Source organism: Kitasatospora sp. NPDC098663, assembly GCF_044760075.1.
In the GTDB taxonomy this organism is placed as follows: Bacteria; Actinomycetota; Actinomycetes; order Streptomycetales; family Streptomycetaceae; genus Kitasatospora.
In genome coordinates, this window is sequence record NZ_JBIWAP010000012.1 from 56,292 (window position 1) to 73,266 (window position 16,975).

Consider the following 16,975-nt stretch of genomic DNA (forward strand, 5'->3'; position numbering starts at 1 on the left):
GGCCCGGTGCGTCTCCCCCGCACCGGGCCCGTCGCCTTCCCGAACGGCCGTCGGGCTCCCCGTGTTCGCCGCTCCCCCGAGCCGGCGTCCACGCACCGCGACCGTCCGCTACCCGTCCCCCGACGGGAGCTCCACTCCTTCGCGTCACCCGCGTCCGCGTCAGGCGACCAGCTCGCCGAACGCCCGGACGGTGTCGCCCGACTTGTTCAGGTGCTCGTCCTCGCGCAGCCGGCGCAGCGCCCGCCAGATGCTGCTCTTGACCGTACCGACGCTGATCCCCAGCACGTCGGCGATCTCCGGGTCGGTCTTGCCCTCGTAGTACCGCAGCACCAGCATGGTGCGCTGGTTCTCCGGAAGCTTCGCCAGCGCCTGCCAGAGCACGGTGCGCAGCTCGGTGCCGCCCATCGCGTCGGTGTCGCCGGCCGTCTCCGGCAGCTCCTCGGTCGGGTACTCGTTGACCTTGCGGCGCCGCCAGGCGGAGATGTGCAGGTTGGTCATGGTGCGGCGGAGGTACCCGCCGACCGCGGCCTTGTCGGTGATCCGGCCCCAGGCCCGGTAGGTGCTGAAGAGCGCGCTCTGCAGCAGGTCCTCGGCCTCGTAGCGGTCACCGGTCAGGTGGTACGCCGTGGCGTACAGGGAGGCGCGGCGCTCACGCACGTACGCGGTGAACTCCGTGATGTGGTCCTCCGCGACGGCCGGGTGCTCCGCCTGCGCGTCCGCCCGTCCCGCCTCGGTGGTGCGGGCCGCCGCCGGGTTCAGCTGCAGCAGCGTCGCACCGGCGGCCTCGCGGCCGGCCGACTCCCCCGAGCCGACCGTCCGCAGGCCGTTCCCGCCGACGCCCCGGTTCCCCGCCGGAGCGTCCTTGCCCTCGACGCGGACGGGGAGGATCCCCCGCAGCGTGAGGGTGTTGCCGGAGTCGGCCGCGTTCCCCACCCGGCCGATCCCGTACAGCTCCCCCGTCCTGGCGCCGCCGCTCACCCGGCGGGCGACAGGGTTTCCACCGGTGCTGTGCGCGCACCCCCGTACGGTCACGGCACCGGAGTTCTCGTCGGTCCTGACCTCGTACCGGGTCCGCGGGGCGGTGGCTGACGAACGCGCGGTGCGGACAGCCGGGTTGGTCCGGGTCTGAAGCATGGCGTTCATCGTGCGCCCCCTGGGTCGGTACGAGCGGTTCCTGTTGCCGCCTTCCAGCCGGCCGGGTTGGCCCGCTGTCCTGCGGCGACATGGAAAATCTTGCCCGCCGGTTGTGATGGCGCTGTCCGCCGACTGTCACAGGGGTGTCACAGGGGCGGGCCTTTCGTCCCGGTCCGCCTCCCTCCGTACCGGACGCCGGTAGGGCTCCTTCCGGTTCCCGTACGGGCGGTGAGCGATCCTGGGGGTGATTCGGCGCTTCGCGTGGGCCAAAATGGGGCCGTGCCATTCCTCCTTCTGATCGAGGACGACGACGCCATCCGGACCGGCCTCGAACTCGCCCTCACCCGCCAGGGCCACCGCGTGGCCACCGCCGCCTCCGGCGAGGACGGTCTGAGGCTCTTCAAGGAGCAGCGGCCCGACCTGATCGTGCTGGACGTCATGCTGCCCGGAATCGACGGCTTCGAGGTCTGCCGCCGCATCCGCCGCACCGACCAGCTGCCGATCATCCTGCTGACCGCCCGTTCGGATGACATCGACGTGGTGGTCGGCCTGGAGTCCGGCGCCGACGACTACGTGGTCAAGCCGGTGCAGCCACGGGTGCTGGACGCCCGGATCCGGGCCGTGCTGCGGCGCGGCGAGCGGGAGAGCTCCGACTCCTCCGCGTACGGCACCGTGGTGATCGACCGGGCGGCGATGACCGTCACCAAGGACGGGCAGGACCTCCAGCTCACCCCGACCGAGCTGCGGCTGCTCCTGGAGCTCAGCCGCCGCCCCGGCCAGGCGCTCTCCCGCCAGCAGCTGCTGCGGCTGGTCTGGGAGCACGACTACCTGGGTGACTCCCGCCTGGTGGACGCCTGCGTGCAGCGGCTGCGGGCGAAGGTCGAGGACGTCCCGTCCGCGCCGACCCTGATCCGCACCGTCCGCGGCGTGGGCTACCGGCTGGACCCGCCGGCCTGAGTGCCTCTCCCGTCCTCCTGCTTCCCGTCCCCTTGCTTCCCGTCCTCCTGCTTCCCGTCCTCCTGCTTCCCGTCCTCCTGGTTGCCGCCCTCCTGATCCGCCTGGGCTGCCCGAAATTCCTGAACTCCCTGAACTCCCTGAACTTCCGTACGACGACAGGCTCTTGTGACTGATCATCAGACGACGGCCCGCCGCTTCGCCGCGGGTCCGTGGCGCAGGCTGCGTTCCCTGCGGGTACGGCTGATCGCGGTGTTCGCGGCGGTCGCGCTGCTCGCCGCCGTCTCGGCCTCCGGCATCGCCTACTGGCTCAACCGCGACGCGGTGCTCAAGCGCGCCCAGGACACCGCGCTCAACGACTTCCGGGTGTCGCTCAGCCGCAACGTCTCCGAGCTGCCGCTGAACGCGAGCTGCCCGGACCTGACCACGCTCGCGTCCACCGTCGCCAGCTCCGGGCTGAGTTACGACGTGGTGGTGGCCGACCCGGCGCACCCGGAGTGCACGGCCTCCTCCGACCCGGGGCAGTTCACGCTGGCCGACGTCCCGGCGGCGCTGCAGTCCACCGTCGCCAGGCAGCGCGAGGTCACCGAGAACAACCCGTACCCGTACCACCTGTACTGGCAGCGGCAGAACCTGGCGGGCCAGCCGTTCCTGATCGGCGGCACCAAGGTGGTGCCGACCGGCCCGACGGCGTACATGTTCAAGTCGCTGGAGAACGAACGCAAGGACCTCAACACGCTGGGCTGGTCGCTGGCCATCGCCACACTGCTCGCGCTGATCGGCTCGGCGCTGCTCGCCCAGGCCGCCTCGTCGACCGTGCTGCGGCCGGTCAAGCGGCTCGGCGAGGCCGCCCGACGGCTCGGCCAGGGGCACCTGGACACCCGGCTGGAGGTCGAGGGCGGGGACGAACTCGCGGACCTGGCGAGGACGTTCAACCGGGCCGCGGAGTCGCTGCACGAGCAGGTCGAGGAGTTGAGCGCGCGCGAGGCGCAGAGCCGGCGGTTCGTCGCCGACATGTCGCACGAGCTGCGCACGCCGCTGACCGCGATGACCGCCGTCACCGACATCCTGGAGGACGAGGCCGAGTCGCTGGACCCGATGATCGCACCGGCCGTACGGCTCGTGGTCAGCGAGACGCGGCGGCTGTCCGACCTGGTGGAGAACCTGATGGAGGTGACCCGCTTCGACGCCGGCACCGCCAAGCTGGTCGCCGACGAGGTGGACATGGCCGACCTGATCATGTCCTGCATCGACGGCCGGGCCTGGTACGACGCCGTCGAACTGGACGCCCCGCGCGGCATCCTGGCCGTGGTCGACCCGCGCCGGCTCGACGTGGTCTTCGCCAACCTGATCGGCAACGCGCTCAAGCACGGCGGCTCCCCGGTGCGGGTCAAGGTCCGGCAGACCGCGGGCTCCGTCGTCATCGAGGTCTCCGACAGCGGCCCGGGCATCCCCGAGGACGTGCTGCCGCACGTCTTCGACCGGTTCTACAAGGCGGACCGGGGGCGGGCCCGCTCGGAGGGCAGCGGCCTGGGGCTGTCGATCGCGATGGCCAACGCACAGATCCACGGGGGCACGATCACGGCGGCGAACGGGGAGGTCGGGGCGGTGTTCACGCTGACGCTGCCGCTGGCCCCACCGCCTCCGCCGAACGAGGGCGACACCGGTGACGGCCCCGTCGGCGACGCCGCCCAGGACAAGGACGCCACGTGACCGCCCCCACCCGCACCGCCCTGCGCCGCACCGCCGGCGCCCTGCTGCTGCTCGCGCTCGCCTCCGGCTGCGGCATCCGGCCGACCGCCGTCCCGGTGGACGCCGGCGCCCCGGCCAGCCGGACGGCCTGCCCGACCGCCCCGCACATACCGACCGCCCTGGCCACGCCCTCGGCGCCCACGCCGACCCCGCCGGCCCGCGGCGCCGCCAAGGCCGGGGTGAGCCCGAGCCCGTCGCCCACGGTGGTGCCCGCCACCCCGCCGGCCGACAACGTGTTCGGCGCGGTGCCGACGGCTGCACCCTGCCGGTAGTTCCGGCTGTCCCTCGTCCGCCTGCCCGCCTGCCCGTCGCCCCGCCGTTCCGCCGTTCGGCGTCGGGGTGACGGGCGGCCGGGGGCGCGCCCCGGAATGTTCACGCCCGGGGTGGAACCACCGCGCCACCGGCCCACGTCCTTCCCCCCGTGCAGCGAGATGGCACCAGGACACGCGACGAGCGTTCCGGCGCACGGACCAGGAACCGGCCGGCGACGGCCGTCCACCGTCCCCTTCGAACAGCCGGACTGGCGGGCCTGACCTGTCACCTGGCCCTCGTCCTCTGGCTGGTGGTGCTGAGGCCGCTACCGGTTCCCTGGGTGTACGACACCAACCTGACGCCGCTGGCCTCCCTCCGCTCCTCCACCGGCTGGCAGGTGGTCGGCGAGTTCCTCCTGCTGGCCCCCCTCGGCGTGCTGCTCCCGCTGGCCGGCGGCCGCCTGCGGGCCCCCTGGCTGCCGTCCTTCCTGCGCACCACCGGCGCCTCCGCCCTGCTGGCGACCGGCCTGGAGTTCCTCTCCTCCTGGACGCCCGGGCACGTCCTCAACGTCGACCACATACTGCTCGCCGTGATCGGCGTGGCCATCACCCACCTGGCCCTCGTCCCCGGCCTGCGGCGGCTGCTGCGCGACCGGCGGCCGCGGCTCCAGGTGCCGGCGCCCTCCCCCGAGGCCGTACCTGCGCCCGTGCCCGCGCCGAAGGTGACCGCCCTGGTCGGCCCGCCGGTCGCCCGCGCCCGCGCCTACGCCGAGCCCACGCCCCCCGCCCGCTGAGGCCCGTCCTCCCGCACCACGGCGAGTGTGTTCCCCCACCTGCCGCCGGGGCCGCAAAAGACCCGCGACACCTCATAGTCAGTCATTTCCCACCTCGTCAATTGCCGTTCCGTCGGGGTGCGACGACTCCGTGCTGAAAAGGCGGCGCCGAATGTCGGCCGCCTCCGGTAATCTGCGCTGTCGCCCCACAGGCCTCACCGTCTTATCCCCCCGTCCCACAGGAATCCCCCTTGAACAATCTCGATTTCAGCGCCGAGCCGCTTTTCTCCTGGTACGTCGTCGCGCTGGCGATCAGCGGTGCCGCCATGCTGGTCCTCGGAGCGGTCAATCCCGGTAGCGGCCTGAAGGTCGGCTGGCGAATCATCAACGTCCTCGCCGGCCTCGGATTCCTGGGGTACGCCTACTACCTCGCGTTCGTCTTCGAAGGCGGCCGGTACGAGATCTTCTTCAAGGCGTTCATCCTGCCGATCGCGCTGATCGCCAACTCCGTGAAGGCGATCGTCGAACGCGGCAACGCCAAGAACCAGCAGCCGGCCCCGCAGGCGGCGCCGTACGACCCCAACGCCCCGCAGGCGCCGTACGGCCAGCCCGTCCCGCCGCAGGGCGCCGCGCCGCAGGCCGCGCCGTACGCTCCGTCGGCGCAGCCCGTGCCGGACAACCCGTACGCGCAGCCGGTGCCGCCGGCCGGGCAGCCCGGGCAGGCGCAGTAACCGCCTGTCGATCCGCCGCCGACGGGCGGGGGGCTCCGGTTCGCCCGGTGCCCCCCGCCCGTCGGTGTCAGAGCATCAGGAGTCAGAGCGTCAGGGGTCAGGGGTCAGGGCGTCAGGCGGTGGAGGTCGCGCGGGAAGAGTGCGGTCCGGCGGATGTTGTCGGCGCCGGTGAGTCGCGCCGTCCAGCGTTCCAGCCCCAACGCGAACCCGCCGTGCGGCGGCATCCCGTGCGCGAAGGAGCGCAGGTAGCCCTCGTACGGCTGGAGCGGCTCGCCCCGGGCCGCCAGCGCGGCCAGGTAGTCCTCGTGCCGGTGCAGCCGCTGGCCTCCGGTGACCAGTTCGAGCCCGCGGAAGAGCAGGTCGAAGCTGTTGGAGTACTCCGGGCGGCCCGGTTCCGGGTGGGTGTAGAAGGGCCGCTTGCGCATCGGGTAGCCGACCACGAACAGGAACTCGCTGCCGTGCTCGCGCAGCGCCCACTCGCTGAGCCACCGCTCGTGCGCCGGGGCGAGGTCCGGCTCGTCGACGCCCAACAGCCGCATCGCCTCGGCGAAGTGGAGCTGCGGGATCTCCGCCGGGACCTCGGGCAGCTTCACCTCCAGCAGGTCGACGGCGGCACCGGCCCGCTCGGCCACCGAGGCGACCATCCCGGCGACCACCTCGCGCAGCACGGCCATCACCTCGCGGTGGTCGGTGATGAAGCCGAGTTCCGCGTCGAGGCTGGTGTACTGCGCCAAGTGCCGCGCGGTGTCGTGCGGTTCGGCCCGGAACACCGGCCCGGTCTCGTAGACCCGCTCGAACACCCCGACCATCGCCTGCTTGAAGAACTGCGGCGACTGCGCGAGGTAGGCGGGGCGGCCGAACCAGTCCAGCGCGAAGACGTTCGCCCCGGACTCGGTGGCCGAGGAGACCACCTTCGGGGTCTGGATCTCGGTGAAGCCCAGGCCGTCGAGGGTGGCCCGGAACCCGCCCACCGAGGCCGCCGTGATCCGGTGCGGGGCGGACAGACGCGGGTGGCGGAGGGTGACGGGGGCGCCGTCGAGGATCACCGGGAGGGTGGCCTCGACGGTCGGCCGGAACAGGCTGAACGGGGGCGCCTCGGCGAGGCTGGACAGGACCTCGACGGTGGGCGAGGTCAGCTCGACGCCGGCCGGCGCCTGCGGGTTGGCGGTGACGGTGCCGCGGATCCGCAGGACGGTCTCCTCCGGCAGGTCGGGGCCCGCACCGGTGGCGACCACCTGGGCCGGTCCGGAGCGGTCCCGGATCACCAGGAAGGTGACGGACTTGAGTGCGCGGCGGCGGTGCAGCCAGCCGCTGATCTCTACGGATTCGCCGACGTGGCCGGGTAGTTCGGCGGCCAGGACACGGGTCGTCGGGTGGATCATCGCGGCCCTCCAGGGGCGTCGTGGTGATCCCTTCGGAGTGCGGGCGAGAAGGGCAACTCGCGGTACCACCGCACTTTCGCCGTCGCCCGCGCGGGCGGCGGCCTCATTGCGGCCCGTTGACGGGGGCCGGCCGGCGGGGCATTTCCTCCCCGCACTCGGGAGTGTCTTCGCTCCGGGGCGCGGGGCCGCCTTCACAGCTGCCGGCGGCTCTCTCGGCCCACGGGGCCCGGAGGTACTCGTCTCCCTCGACGTGTTGCCGGAGAGGCTAGACCGGCCCGCCGCCGGACCGCAACGGGCTTTCCCACCGCCGGGCGGGCACCACCTGGGGCGCCCTCACTCCGGGCGACCCTGAGACGGACCCCGACACCCGGCTACGACTCACCGGCGAGTCGGCGGGGTGGCGAATCGACTGTCAGGTGGACGTTTCCGGGAGCGCGGTGGCGGAGAGTGGAAATTAAGCCCGCCGGATCGCCCGGATCGGGTGCCACGACACGGAGTTGACCCATGAGCGCCCGTCTCGCCCGTCCCCGTCACAACCGCGTCATCGCCGGCGTCTGCGCCGGGCTTGCCGAGCGCTACGGCGTGACGCCGTGGACCGTGCGACTGATCTTCCTGATCTCGATCATCCTGCCCGGACTCCAGTGCCTGGTCTACCTGGCCCTCTGGGTGCTGCTCCCCCAGGAGCCGTAAGCCCGTAGCCGCACGCCCGGAACCGAACGCCCGACGCCGTCGCGCCGGGCCCGGTACGACGGCGGGCCGCCCGCTCCCGGGATCACCGGGGCGGACGGCCCGTCGCCGTGCCGGCGGCCAGGTCAGCCGGTCAGGCCCGGCAGCGGCAGGGTGTGGGTCAGCCCGCCGATGGGGGTCTTGTCGACGCCCGGGATGGTCGGGATGGCGCCACGCGTGGCGGCACCGGCCTCGGCGGCCGGGGCGGGCGCCGCCTGGCCGGCGGCCGGGGTGAGGGTGCCGAGCGTGCCGGTGACCTTGTCGCCGCCGGGCAGCTTGGCGGCGGTGTCGGTGACCGCGCCGGTCACCGCGGGGTTCGTGACCGCGCCGGTGGGCAGCCCGAGGCCGCCGGGGGCGGCGGCGGAGGCGGTACCGGCGCCCACCGCCGCGATGGCGATGCCGAGCGCCGCGGTGCCGGCGGCCTTGAGAGCCTGCTTCATGGTTCGTCCCTTGGGTCGTCGTCGGTGGCCGACATCGGGACGGGGCGGACGGGCTACCGCCGCCACGGCCTGTCAGCATGGACGGGCACACGGTAGTGAGTGGGCCACGCGAGGACCAAAGGGCGTTCACTCACCCGAGTGAGTAGTCGGATGAACGCCAACTCCCCTTCGGGACATGGGCGTTCACCCGACCATTCGAACGGGCCGGGCCGCTCAGCTGTCGCCGGTGCCCGAGCTGAACAGCCACTCCGCCTTCAGTTCGGCGTACCCCGGCTTGATCACGTCGTTGATCATCGCCAGCCGCTCGTCGAACGGCAGGAACGCGGACTTCATCGCGTTCACCGTGAACCACTCCATGTCCCCCAGCGTGTAGCCGAAGGCCTCCACCAGGTGCCCGAACTCGCGGCTCATGCTGGTGCCGCTCATCAGCCGGTTGTCGGTGTTCACGGTGACCCGGAACTTCAGCCGGCTGAGCAGCCCGATCGGGTGCTCGGCGTACGAAGTGGCCGCCGCGGTCTGGAGGTTGGAGGTCGGACACATCTCCAGCGGGATGCGCTTGTCGCGCACGTACGCGGCCAGCCGGCCGAGCTCGACGCTGCCGTCCTCGGCCACCGTGATGTCGTCGACGATCCGCACGCCGTGGCCGAGCCGGTCGGCGCCGCAGCACTGCAGGGCCTCCCAGATCGACGGCAGGCCGAAGGCCTCGCCCGCGTGGATGGTGAAGTGGTTGTTCTCGCCCTTGAGGTAGTCGAAGGCGGCCTGGTGGCGGGTGGGCGGGTGGCCCGCCTCGGCACCGGCGATGTCGAAGCCGACGACACCCTGGTCGCGGTGGCGGTTGGCCAGTTCGGCGATCTCGGTGGAGCGGGCGGCGTGCCGCATCGCGGTCAGCAGGGTGCCGACCCGGATCCGGTGGCCGGCCGCGCGGGCGTTGGCCTCGCCGAGGCGGAAGCCCTCGTTCACGGCCTGGACGACCTCGTCCAGGGACAGGCCGGCCTCCAGGTGCTGCTCGGGGGCGTAGCGGACCTCGGCGTACACGACGCCGTCGGCGGCCAGGTCCTCGGCGCAGTCGGCGGCGACCTTGATCAGTGCCTCGCGGGTCTGCATCACGGCGCAGGTGTGCGCGAAGGTCTCCAGGTAGCGGACCAGCGAGCCGGAGTCGGCGGCCTCGCGGAACCACTCGCCGAGCTCCTTGGCGTCGGTGGTCGGAAGGCCCTCGTAGCCGACCGCGGCGGCCAGCTCGACGACCGTCTCCGGGCGCAGCCCGCCGTCGAGGTGGTCGTGCAGCAGCACCTTCGGCGCGCGGCGGATCTGGTCGGTGGTGGGGATGCGCGGGCCGGCGCCCGCAGCGGTGACAGGGATCTGCTTCTCCATTGCGGAAATATAGCCCCTACGCGCGTAGACCCACCACTGTTAACACGGCCGGTTCGACGAAAGTCCACCGGGAATTCCACCGCCCGGGTCATCCGCGGCACCTTCGACCCGGTTCCGGCCCGATCGCGGCTCAGGTACGGCCCCGGTGCGGCCCGGTCGCGGCCCGATCGCGACTCAGGTGCGGCCCGGTCGCGGCTCAGTCGTGCTGCAGCAACCGGCCCCGCCGGGACAGCACGAAGTCCCGGAACGCCGCCACCGGCGGGGTCAGCGGCCGCCCCGCCGCCCAGGCCAGTCCGATCGCCCGCCGGGTGCGCGGCGCCGTCACCTCCAGCTCCACCACCCCCGGCCGCGGCACCAGCGCCGGCGGCAGCAGCGCCACCCCCAGCCCGGCCGCGACCAGCCCGCGCAGCGTCTCCGCCTCCTCCCCCTCGAAGGCCAGCCGCGGCACGAACCCGGCCTGGGCGCAGAAGCCGTCCGTGATCGCGCGCAGCCCGTACCCCTCCTCCAGTCCGACGAACGGCTCCTCCGCCACCTCCGCCAGCCGGATCCGCCGCCGGCCCGCCAGCCGGTGGTCCGCCGGGACGACCAGGTGCAGCCGCTGCTCGTCCAGCGGGCGGGCCGTGAAGGCCGGATCGTCCGGCAGCGGCGCGACCAGGCAGAGGTCCAACTCCCCCGCCCGCAACCGCTCCAGCATCGCCCCGACGTAGTCCTGCACCAGCTGGAACCGGACCTGCGGATGCCCCGCCCGGAACCCGCGCAGCAGCGCCGGCACCGCGTCCGTCCCCATCGTGTGCAGGAAGCCGAACGCCACCCGCCCGGCCGCCGGATCGGCCTCCGCCCGGGCCGCCTCCGCCCCCCGCTCGACCTCCGCCAGCGCCCGCTCCACCGAGGCCAGCAGCAGCCGGCCCGCCCTGGTCAGCCGGACCGTCCGCCCCTGACGGGCCAGCAGGTCCACGCCCAGCTCCTCCTCCAGCCGGGCCACCGCCCGCGACAGCGTCGGCTGCGGCACCCCGAGCAGCGCGGCCGCCCGCGTCACGTGCTCCAGCCGGGCCACCGCCGCGAACTGGGCCAGCCGGGGCGCCAGCAGCACCGCCGGCTCGTCCGGCCCCAACTCCGCCACCCGGTACCGCGGCTCCGTGCCGTCCGTCACGTCCGCCCTGTCCGCCCCGGCCATCCCGCCACCACCTCGACTCATACGACAACGCATCGATCATCCACCGTTCATGCATTGGACGCATCAACCGCGGCGCGCCTACCGTCGACGACATGCAGCCCGCCGATACCAGGGCATCCGTGACCACCCCGGATGCCCCCGCCCCCGCCCCCTCGCACGACGACCGCCACCGCCCCGGCCAGCGCGCCTTCCGCCGCGCCAACCTCGCCCTGTTCGCCGCCGGAGTCGCGACCTTCGTCCTGCTCTACTCCACCCAGGGCCTGCTGCCGATCCTCTCGACCGACCTCGACCTCACCCCCGGCCAGGCCAGCTGGACGGCCTCCGCCGCCACCCTCGGACTCGCTCTCGCCCTGCTCCCCGCCAGCGCCCTGTCCGACCGGTACGGCCGCACCGCCGTGATGACGGCCTCCACCCTCGCCGCCGCCACCCTCGCCCTCGCCCTGCCGTTCGCGCCCGACCTCACCACCCTCGTCGTGCTGCGCGTCCTCCAGGGCGCCGCGCTGGCCGGGCTGCCCGCCACCGCCATGGCCTACCTCGCCGAAGAGGTCCACCCCAGCGCCCTGGCCTCCGCGATGGGCCTGTACGTGGCCGGCAACAGCATCGGCGGCATGGGCGGCCGGCTGCTCTCCGGCTGGACCGCCGCCGCCTTCGGCTGGCGCTGGGGCCTCGCCGCCTCCGCCGCCCTCGCCCTGCTCGCCGCGCTCGCCTTCCGGCTGCTGATCCCCGCCGCCCGGCACTTCACCCCCGCCCCGGTGGACGCCCGCGCCCTCGCCCGCACCGTCGGCCGGCACCTGCGCAACCCGCTACTGGTGCGGCTGTACGCGCTCGGACTGCTGTTCATGGCCGTGTTCGGCGCGGTCTACAACACCGTCGGCTACCGGCTGATCTCGGCGCCGTTCCACCTGCCCGAGTCCGTCGCCGCCTCGATCTTCGTCGTCTACCTGGTCGGCACCGGCACCTCCGCGGCCGCCGGCCGACTCGCCGCCCGGCTCGGCCGCCGCGGCGCGCTCTACGTCTCCATCGGCGTGACCGCCGCCGGGCTGCTGCTCTCCCTCACCGAGTCCCTGGTCTGCGCCCTGCTCGGCCTGGTCCTGATCACCGCCGGCTTCTTCGCCGGCCACGCCACCGCCTCCTCCGCGGTCGGCCGCACCGCCACCGAGGGCCGCGCCCAGGCCTCCGCCCTCTACCTGATCGCCTACTACCTCGGCAACAGCCTCGGCGGCACCCTGGGCGCCGACGCCTACCACGCCACCGGCTGGCCCGGCGCCGCCACCGTCGGCCTCACCGCCATGACCCTCGCCGCCGCCGTCACCCTCTACGCCACCCGCCAGGCCCACGCGGCCCGGCGAGCGGTCGCGGACGCCTGACAGCCGCCGCCGATACGCTCCGGGACATGAGCGTCGATCCTGCTGTGTACGCCCGGTTGCGCGAGATCGCGGATCAGCTGCCGAAGGTGCCGGGGACAGGGAAGATCGAGATCGCCGACGGCGAGATCGTCATGATGACGTCACCCGTGAAACGTCACGAGCTCGCCGTCATCCGCCTGGCCCACCAGCTCAATGCCCAGCTACCGCAGACCCACCCCGGCTACCTCGCCCACGGCGGCGCGGATCTGGAGGACGTCGGCCTCGGTCGGCTCCGGAATCCCGACCTGATGGTGTTCCCCGACGCGGCCCTGGACGACGACGACCCGGCGTTCCTCCCCCACGAGATCCTTCTCGTCGTGGAAATCGTCTCCAAGTCCAACCCCGAGAACGACTACCACGACAAGGTCCGCGACTACTCGGCCATGGGCATCCCGTTGTACCTCCTGGTCGATCCCCGCAAGGGCACCGGCATCGTCCACGACGAGCCCGGCTACACCCGCCGCAAGGACTTCGTCTTCGGCGACGAGATCGCCGTCGGCCCCTGGACGCTCGACACCAGCGTCCTGCGGACCTACGCCTGAACCCGCATCCGCAGGGCACCGGCCGACCGGGCCCGAGCACACGGAAGGAGCCCGCACCCGGCAGACCGGGTACGGGCTCCTCGTCGGTCCTTCATGCAGCCGGCACGCTGCCGCATGAAGGGCAATCGCATGACTACGCGATGCGGTCGAGGACGATCGGGTTCGGGGTGAAGGCCGTGCCGGCCGGGGAGACCGTGATGCCGTCGGCCAGCGCCTCGATGGCGTAGTCGTAGCGCTCGGGGGTGTCGGTGTGCAGGGTCAGCAGGGGCTGGCCGGCCACGACGGTGTCGCCGGGCTTGGCGTGCATCTCGACGCCGGCGCCGGCCTGGACCGGGTCCTCCTTGCGGGCGCGGCCGGCGCCGAGGCGCCAGGCGCAGACGCCGACGGCGTAGGCGTCGAGCTCGGTGAGGACGCCGGAGGCGGGCGCCGGGATGACGTGCTGCTCGCGGGCGACCGGGAGCGGGGCGTCGACGTCGCCGCCCTGGGCGGCGATCATGCGGCGCCAGTGGTCCATCGCGGAGCCGTCGCGCAGCGCGTCGGCCGGGTCCTTGCCGTGCACGCCGGCCGCGGCGAGCATCTCGCGCGCGAGGGCGAGGGTGAGCTCGACGACGTCGGCGGGGCCGCCGCCGGCCAGCACCTCGATCGACTCGCGGACCTCCAGCGCGTTGCCGGCGGTGAGGCCGAGCGGGGTGGACATGTCGGTGAGCAGGGCGACGGTGTTCACGCCGGCGTCGGTGCCCAGGCCGACCATGGTGCGGGCGAGTTCGCGGGCGTTGTCGATGTTCTTCATGAAGGCGCCGGAGCCGACCTTGACGTCCAGGACCAGGGCGCCGGTGCCTTCGGCGATCTTCTTGGACATGATCGAGGAGGCGATCAGCGGGATGGCCTCGACGGTGCCGGTGACGTCGCGCAGCGCGTAGAGCTTCTTGTCGGCGGGCGCGAGGCCGTCACCGGCGGCGCAGATGACCGCGCCGGTGGTGCGCAGGACGTCGAGCATCTCCTCGTTGGAGAGCAGGGCGCGCCAGCCGGGGATGGACTCCAGCTTGTCGAGGGTGCCGCCGGTGTGGCCGAGGCCGCGGCCGGAGAGCTGCGGGACGGCGGCGCCGCAGGCGGCGACGAGCGGGGCGAGCGGGAGGGTGATCTTGTCGCCGACGCCGCCGGTGGAGTGCTTGTCACTGGTGGGCAGCGGCAGCGAGGAGAAGTCCATCCGGACGCCGGAGCGGATCATCGCGTCGGTCCAGCGGCTGATCTCGTGCGGCTTCATGCCGTTCAGCAGGATCGCCATGGCCAGGGCGGACATCTGCTCGTCGGCGACCTCGCCGCGGGTGTAGGCGTCGATGACCCAGTCGATCTGAGCGTCGCTCAGCTCTCCGCTGTCGCGCTTGGTCCTGATGACGGAGATGGCGTCCATGCGTGCTCCAAGAGGGGTTTCAAAAGCGAAGAGTGTCGCGAGATGACCGGGTTCCGGCCCACTCGCGACACTCTACGCGCGTAACAATTGTCGAAGCTAGAGCCGTTCCGGCCCGAACGCGTCGGGCAGGACCTCACTCATCGGGCGGATCCCGGAGGGCAGCTCGATCAGCAGTTCCGGCCCGCCGTGCTCGTAGAGCAGCTGGCGGCAGCGCCCGCACGGCATCAGCAGTTCGCCCGCGCCGTCGACGCAGGTGAAGGCCGTCAGCCGGCCGCCGCCGGTGGCGTGCAGCGCGGACACCAGCCCGCACTCGGCGCACAGCCCGAGCCCGTACGAGGCGTTCTCGACGTTGCAGCCGGTGACCAGCCGCCCGTCGTCCACCAGCGCGGCCGCGCCGACCGGGAACTTGCTGTACGGGGCGTACGCGTGGGTCATCGCCTCGCGCGCGGCCGCGCGCAGCCGCTCCCAGTCGATCGCGGCCGACGCCGCAGACGCCGTCACTTGCCCTGGCCCTTGCGGTAGATCTGGCCGTCGGCCTTCGGCATCCGCAGCCGCTGCGACGCCAGCGAGAGCACCACCAGGGTGATCACGTACGGCGTGGCGACGATCAGCGGGCGCTGCACCTCGTCGGTGAGCGCGTACCAGGCGCCGAGACCGCCGGCGACCACGAAGGAGATCGCCGCACCGGTGAACTTGCGCCGGTACAGCTGCCAGAGCGCGAGCAGCGCCATCGCGATGGCGACGGTCAGGATCAGCACGTGCACCGACTCCGGGTCGCGCAGCTGGAGGCTGTCGGTGAAGCCGAACAGGCCGGCGCCCATGGCGAGGCCGCCCGGCATCCAGTTGCCGAAGATCATCGCGGCGAGGCCGATGAAGCCGCGGCCGAGGGTCTGGCCGTCCTTGTAGAAGTGCGCCGCGACCAGCGAGAGGTACGCACCGCCGAGACCGGCGAACGCGCCGGAGGCGATGACCGCGAGGTACTTGTACTTGTAGACGTTGACGCCCAGCGACTCGGCGGCGGTCGGGTTCTCACCGCAGGAGCGCAGCCGCAGGCCGAACACCGTGCGCCAGAGCACGAAGTAGCTGACCACGATCATCGCGCCGGCCACCAGCACGACCACCGAGATGTTGGTGACCAGGCCGCCGACCACGCCGGCGACGTCCGAGACCAGGAACCAGTGGTGCTTCTCGATGTCGGACAGCCACGAGGACAGCCCGGGGACGGTGATGTACGGCAGCGGATCCGCCGGCGGCGACTGGTTCGCACCCGCGCCGACCGCGATGTAGTCCTTGTAGTAGATCCGGTTGACGTACGCGCAGATGCCGGGGATCAGCAGGTTGATGCCGACGCCGGAGACGATGTGGTCGACGCCGAAGGTGACGGTCACGAGCGCGTGCAGCAGACCGCCGAGCGCCCCGCCGAGCATGCCGGCCAGCAGGCCGACCCACGGGTTGACCAGGTAGCCGGCCCAGGCACCGCAGAAGGTGCCGGCGACCATCATGCCTTCGAGGCCGATGTTGACCACGCCGGCCCGCTCGGACCACAGACCGCCCAGACCGGCCATGCCGATCGGCACGGCGGCGCTGAGCGCGGCGGTGATCTGACCGGAGGAGGTCAGCGCGTGGTTGCCGGTGGCCATGCCCACGGCGGAGAACAGGACCAGGGCGCCCGCGATCAGCAGCAGCACCACCGGCCAGGACATCTTGCGCTTCTTGGTGGGCGCGCCCGGCGCCTTCGGACGCGCGGCGGTAGCCGTGCTCATGCGGACACCTCCTTCTTCTCAGTGGCCGCGAGCTGAGCCGCGAGCTGGGCGGCGAGCTGGGCGCCGACCTTCTGCTGCTGGCGCTTCAGGCCGTAGCGGCGCACCAGCTCGTAGGCGACGACGACGCAGATGACGATGGTGCCCTTCATGACGTCGACGATCTCGAAGGGGAAGCCGCCCTGGAGCGGCAGCTGGGAGCCGGTGGTGTCCAGGAAGGCGAACAGCAGGGCCGCGAAGGCGATGCCGATCGGGCTGTTGCGGCCCAGCAGGGCGATCGAGATGCCGAGGAAGCCCAGGTTCGACTGGAAGCTCTGGCCGTAGTAGAACGAGTTCTGCACCAGCTCGGGCATGCCGATCAGACCGGCGATCGCGCCGGAGACCACCATCGAGGTGACCACCATGCGCTTGACGTTCACGCCGGACGCGGTCGCGGCCGACTCCGAGCGGCCGGTGGCACGCAGGTCGAAGCCGAAGCGGGTGCGGGTCAGAGTGAACTGGAAGACCACGCCGACCAGGGCGGCGATGAAGATGAAGCCCCAGAGCGGGCCACCCGCCGTGTCCAGCGAGAAGAAGTGACTGGACTGCGAGATCGGGTCGGTCTGGATCGAGTTGCTGGTGCTGCTCGTCTTCGGCGCGAAGATGCCGGGGACGAGCAGCAGGCCGACGACCGCGATCGAGATCGAGTTCAGCATGATGGTCGAGATGACCTCGCTGACCCCGCGGTAGACCTTCAGCAGACCGGCGATGCTCGCGTACAGGCCGCCGACCAGCATGGCGGTGACCAGCAGCAGCGGGATCTGGATGATCGCCGGCAGGTCGACCTTGGCACCGACGAAGGCCGCGAACAGCGCCGCGACCTTGTACTGGCCCTCGACGCCGATGTTGAACAGGTTCATCCGGAACCCGAAGGCGGCGGCCGCGGCGGCCAGGTAGTACGTGGTGGACCGGTTGAGGATCGCCACCTGGCCGTCCGACTTGGTGGCGTACGTGAGCATCACGTTCCACGCGTCGAACGGGTTCTTGCCCGAAGTCGCCAGCAGGACGGAGCAGATCGCAACGGAGAGCACGACCGCGAGCACCGGCGCCGCCAGTGCGAGCACGATCCGCTCACCGCTGATCCGCTGCGCCAGGCTGCGCTTGGCGGCGGTGTTGGGACTGGTCATGT

Annotated in this window: 17 protein-coding genes; 8 read left to right on the forward strand and 9 right to left on the reverse strand. The window is 72.5% G+C overall.

Annotated features, from left to right (window positions below):
• Positions 1-159: 159 nt before the first annotated feature.
• Complete coding sequence (locus tag ACIQVZ_RS15545) at positions 160-1,134, reverse strand: SigE family RNA polymerase sigma factor (RefSeq protein WP_402450367.1); 975 nt, start codon at positions 1,132-1,134, stop codon at positions 160-162.
• 279 nt (positions 1,135-1,413) lie between these two features.
• Here ACIQVZ_RS15545 and ACIQVZ_RS15550 point away from each other — a divergent pair, with 279 nt between their 5' ends.
• From ACIQVZ_RS15550 to ACIQVZ_RS15570, 5 genes are all read left to right on the forward strand, one after another.
• Positions 1,414-2,091, forward strand: a complete 678-nt coding sequence (locus ACIQVZ_RS15550) for a response regulator transcription factor (RefSeq protein ID WP_063349065.1) — start codon at positions 1,414-1,416, stop codon at positions 2,089-2,091.
• Between the two features lie 165 nt (positions 2,092-2,256).
• Positions 2,257-3,801 (forward strand): HAMP domain-containing sensor histidine kinase, encoded by a 1,545-nt coding sequence (locus ACIQVZ_RS15555; RefSeq protein ID WP_350877283.1) that lies wholly within the window; start codon positions 2,257-2,259, stop codon positions 3,799-3,801.
• Positions 3,798-4,112, forward strand: a complete 315-nt coding sequence (locus ACIQVZ_RS15560) for a hypothetical protein (RefSeq protein WP_363369413.1) — start codon at positions 3,798-3,800, stop codon at positions 4,110-4,112. Before ACIQVZ_RS15555 ends, ACIQVZ_RS15560 begins: the two co-directional genes overlap by 4 nt.
• Positions 4,113-4,381: 269 nt before the next feature.
• Entirely contained in the window at positions 4,382-4,885 is a 504-nt protein-coding gene (locus ACIQVZ_RS15565; RefSeq protein ID WP_402450503.1) for a VanZ family protein, read from the forward strand.
• A gap of 230 nt (positions 4,886-5,115) precedes the next feature.
• Complete coding sequence (locus tag ACIQVZ_RS15570) at positions 5,116-5,595, forward strand: hypothetical protein (protein ID WP_402450370.1); 480 nt, start codon at positions 5,116-5,118, stop codon at positions 5,593-5,595.
• Positions 5,596-5,699: 104 nt separating this feature from the next.
• Here the strand turns inward: ACIQVZ_RS15570 and aspS are convergent, their stop codons facing one another.
• A complete protein-coding gene (gene aspS, locus ACIQVZ_RS15575; RefSeq protein ID WP_402450372.1) occupies positions 5,700-6,977 on the reverse strand; it encodes an aspartate--tRNA(Asn) ligase in 1,278 nt (425 codons plus the stop codon).
• Positions 6,978-7,481: 504 nt separating this feature from the next.
• Between aspS and ACIQVZ_RS15580 the strand changes: the two genes are divergently transcribed.
• On the forward strand, positions 7,482-7,667 hold the full coding sequence (locus tag ACIQVZ_RS15580) for a PspC domain-containing protein (protein WP_063349060.1): 186 nt from the start codon (positions 7,482-7,484) through the stop codon (positions 7,665-7,667).
• Between the two features lie 122 nt (positions 7,668-7,789).
• On the opposite strand, the gene ACIQVZ_RS15585 is transcribed toward ACIQVZ_RS15580, so the two are convergent.
• The 3 genes from ACIQVZ_RS15585 to ACIQVZ_RS15595 all read right to left on the reverse strand — a co-directional run bounded on the left by ACIQVZ_RS15585 (position 7,790) and on the right by ACIQVZ_RS15595 (position 10,688).
• Positions 7,790-8,143 carry an ATP-binding protein gene (locus tag ACIQVZ_RS15585; protein WP_350877273.1) on the reverse strand — a complete coding sequence of 118 codons (354 nt, stop codon included), beginning with the start codon at positions 8,141-8,143 and terminating at the stop codon, positions 7,790-7,792.
• 213 nt (positions 8,144-8,356) lie between these two features.
• Positions 8,357-9,514 carry an adenosine deaminase gene (locus ACIQVZ_RS15590; RefSeq protein WP_402450374.1) on the reverse strand — a complete coding sequence of 386 codons (1,158 nt, stop codon included), beginning with the start codon at positions 9,512-9,514 and terminating at the stop codon, positions 8,357-8,359.
• A 196-nt stretch (positions 9,515-9,710) separates the two neighbouring features.
• Positions 9,711-10,688: a LysR family transcriptional regulator gene (locus ACIQVZ_RS15595; RefSeq protein ID WP_350877271.1), complete on the reverse strand. Its 978-nt coding sequence runs from the start codon at positions 10,686-10,688 to the stop codon at positions 9,711-9,713.
• 92 nt (positions 10,689-10,780) lie between these two features.
• On the opposite strand from ACIQVZ_RS15595, the gene ACIQVZ_RS15600 reads away from it, so the two are divergent.
• Complete coding sequence (locus ACIQVZ_RS15600) at positions 10,781-12,055, forward strand: MFS transporter (protein WP_402450376.1); 1,275 nt, start codon at positions 10,781-10,783, stop codon at positions 12,053-12,055.
• A 26-nt stretch (positions 12,056-12,081) separates the two neighbouring features.
• Positions 12,082-12,636 (forward strand): Uma2 family endonuclease, encoded by a 555-nt coding sequence (locus ACIQVZ_RS15605; RefSeq protein WP_402450379.1) that lies wholly within the window; start codon positions 12,082-12,084, stop codon positions 12,634-12,636.
• A 133-nt stretch (positions 12,637-12,769) separates the two neighbouring features.
• Here the strand turns inward: ACIQVZ_RS15605 and ACIQVZ_RS15610 are convergent, their stop codons facing one another.
• From ACIQVZ_RS15610 to ACIQVZ_RS15625, 4 genes are all read right to left on the reverse strand, one after another.
• Positions 12,770-14,047: a thymidine phosphorylase gene (locus tag ACIQVZ_RS15610; protein WP_402450382.1), complete on the reverse strand. Its 1,278-nt coding sequence runs from the start codon at positions 14,045-14,047 to the stop codon at positions 12,770-12,772.
• A gap of 96 nt (positions 14,048-14,143) precedes the next feature.
• Positions 14,144-14,548 carry a cytidine deaminase gene (locus tag ACIQVZ_RS15615; RefSeq protein ID WP_350877263.1) on the reverse strand — a complete coding sequence of 135 codons (405 nt, stop codon included), beginning with the start codon at positions 14,546-14,548 and terminating at the stop codon, positions 14,144-14,146.
• Positions 14,545-15,810: an ABC transporter permease gene (locus tag ACIQVZ_RS15620; protein WP_350877261.1), complete on the reverse strand. Its 1,266-nt coding sequence runs from the start codon at positions 15,808-15,810 to the stop codon at positions 14,545-14,547. Before ACIQVZ_RS15620 ends, ACIQVZ_RS15615 begins: the two co-directional genes overlap by 4 nt.
• On the reverse strand, positions 15,807-16,973 hold the full coding sequence (locus tag ACIQVZ_RS15625) for an ABC transporter permease (RefSeq protein ID WP_402450384.1): 1,167 nt from the start codon (positions 16,971-16,973) through the stop codon (positions 15,807-15,809). The genes ACIQVZ_RS15620 and ACIQVZ_RS15625 overlap by 4 nt, the downstream gene beginning before the upstream one ends.
• Between the last annotated feature and the right edge of the window lie 2 nt (positions 16,974-16,975).